This window comes from Xanthomonas sp. SHU 199 (assembly GCF_000364665.1).
GTDB lineage: Bacteria > Pseudomonadota > Gammaproteobacteria > Xanthomonadales > Xanthomonadaceae > Xanthomonas_A > Xanthomonas_A sontii.
In genome coordinates this window covers 1-2,560 of the sequence record NZ_AQOI01000789.1, presented here as the reverse complement: position 1 = coordinate 2,560, position 2,560 = coordinate 1, and the positions used below count along the sequence as shown (strand labels likewise).

Below are 2,560 nucleotides of genomic sequence, written 5' to 3'. Positions count from 1 at the left end.
TGCGCCGCTGCGGCTGGTGCGCACGGCAGTCCCGACCATCGAGGCCGATTGAGCGGCCATACCGTTGCGATAGAAACAATCACGCACGACACGCCGATTCGCACCACGGCGCGGTTCAAGCTATCGCCGCGCTAGTCGATATCAGGATCACGCTTCGTGGTCCGCGCACGTCACCGCCGGATCACCAACGCGACCGTTCAGGGAGCACGTGATGCCCAGCCGCCGACATCCGCCATCGTCCCCCCTCCCGTCGCGGCGCCGCGGCGCCGCACGCGCGCCCCTGTTCGGCATGGGTTCCCGCCCGCCTGCGCGCGCCGCCACTGGCGCAGCGCTGCCCTCGCCCCGCTTCGTCTTCGCCGGCTGACCGCCGGCCCCCCTGCCTTTTTTCAACCCGCTGCTGCACATGGAATGCCCATGAACGTACTTGCGCACCTGAAAATCCGCGACAAGCTGATCTTCGCCTTCGCCGTGACCACGCTGCTGACGGTCGTACTGGGGGGCTTTACCTACTCCCGGACCAACCTGTCCATCGCCGAGCTCAAGCACATCCAGCACGATTGGGTGCCGGCGACCCAGGCACTGGCCGAGGTGCGCGCGCAACTGGGCGAATTCCGTACCTACGAACTGGCGCAACTGTCGCGCGCCGGCGATCCCCAGGCCCAGGCCGATTACTTCAAGCGCATGCAGAAGGTGCGCACGGAGGTGGCGAAGAACCAGCAGGTCATCGCCGCGATGATGCGCGACCAGAAGCAGGTGCAGATGTACGCCGGCGTGCAGGAGACGCTGAAGGCCTACCTGCAGGCCAACACCGAGATGGGCGCGGCGCTGCGCGCCGGCGACGTGGCCGGCGCACAGAAGATCTCCGACACCCAGTCGCGGACGCTGCGCCGGACCCTGTTCGAGCGCATCGTGGCGCTGACCCAGTACAACGTCGCCGAACTGAACCGGGAGATGGAGCGCGCCGACAGCCAGCTGGCCAACACCAAGACCCTGATCGTGACGCTGCTCGGGCTGGCCGTGCTGTTCGCCAGCGTCACCGCCTGGCTGATCGCGCGCGGGATGGCACGCCAACTGCACGCGGCCAAGCGCCTGTCGCAGGCGGTGGCACGCGGCGAACTGGAGGGCGCCACCTATCCGCACGGCAAGGACGAGATCGGCGAGCTGATGGACGACATGCTGATCATGCGCTCGCGCATCCACAGCGTGATCCGCGCCCAAGACGAGATGGCCCGGCAGCACGCGTGCGGCACCATCAGCTACCGCATGGACGAGAACGCCTTCCCCGGCGAGTACGGGCAGATGGTCAAGGGCACCAACGAACTGGTGGCCTCGCACATCGCAGTGAAGATGCGCCTGCTGCAGATCATCCAGCGCTATGCGATCGGCGACCTGTCCGAGGACATGGACCGCCTGCCCGGCGAGAAGGCCGTGCTCACCGAAACCATGGACATGGCCAAGCAGAACCTGACCGCGATGAGCGAGCAGATCAAGCAGCTGGCGGAGGCGGCCGCGGCCGGCGCCTTCGGCACGCGCGGCGACCCGGAACGTTTCCAGTACGGGTTCCGGGTGATGGTGCAGGATCTCAACGCGATGATGGAGGTCAGCGACCGCAACCTGGGCGAGCTGTCCACGCTGCTGCGGGCCATCGCCGCCGGCGACCTGACCGCGCGCATGCACGGCGAGTTCCATGGCGTGTTCGGTCGCATGCGCGACGACGCCAACGCCACCGCCGCGCAGCTGGCGGCGATCGTCGGCCGCATCCATGCCGCCGCCGCCAACATCAATGTCGCCTCCACCGAGATCGCCAGCGGCAACGGCGACCTGTCGCGCCGCACCGAACAGCAGGCGGCCAGCCTGGAGCGCACCGCCGCCTCGATGGAGGAGCTGACCTCCACGGTCAAGCAGAACGCCGAGTATGCACGCCAGGCCAACCAGCTTGCGGCCGGCGCCGCCGCGGTGGCCTCGCAGGGCGGCGACGTGGTCGGCCACGTGGTCACCACCATGAACGGGATCGAGGCCTCGTCGAAGAAGATCGCCGACATCATCGGCGTGATCGACGGCATCGCCTTCCAGACCAACATCCTGGCACTGAACGCGGCCGTCGAGGCCGCGCGCGCCGGCGATCAGGGCCGCGGCTTCGCCGTGGTCGCCACCGAGGTGCGCACCCTCGCCCAGCGTTCGGCCAATGCCGCCAAGGAGATCAAGACGCTGATCGACGAGTCGGTGGGCCGCGTCGCCGAAGGCTCGGCCCTGGTCGACCAGGCGGGCCGCACCATGAGCGAGATCGTGACCTCGGTGCGCCGCGTCACCGACATCATGGGCGAGATCGCCGCCGCCTCGCAGGAGCAGTCCGCCGGCATCGAGCAGGTCAACCAGACCGTGGTGCAGATGGACGAGAGCACCCAGCAGAACGCCGCGCTGGTGGAAGAAGCCACCGCCGCGGCGCGCTCGATGGAGGAACAGGCCGGCCAGTTGGGCGCGGCCATCGCCGCTTTCAAGCTGGACACCTACCACGGCGTGGCCGCCAACGCGCCGACTGCGCAAGCCGCGCCGGCCCCGG

At 68.7% G+C, this 2,560-nt stretch carries 1 protein-coding gene; it reads left to right on the top strand.

Annotated features, from left to right (window positions below; all coding sequences use genetic code 11):
- Positions 1-414 precede the first annotated feature (414 nt).
- On the top strand, positions 415-2,560 hold a 2,146-nt coding region (locus D183_RS0121530), incomplete at its 3' end, for a methyl-accepting chemotaxis protein (protein WP_017910817.1).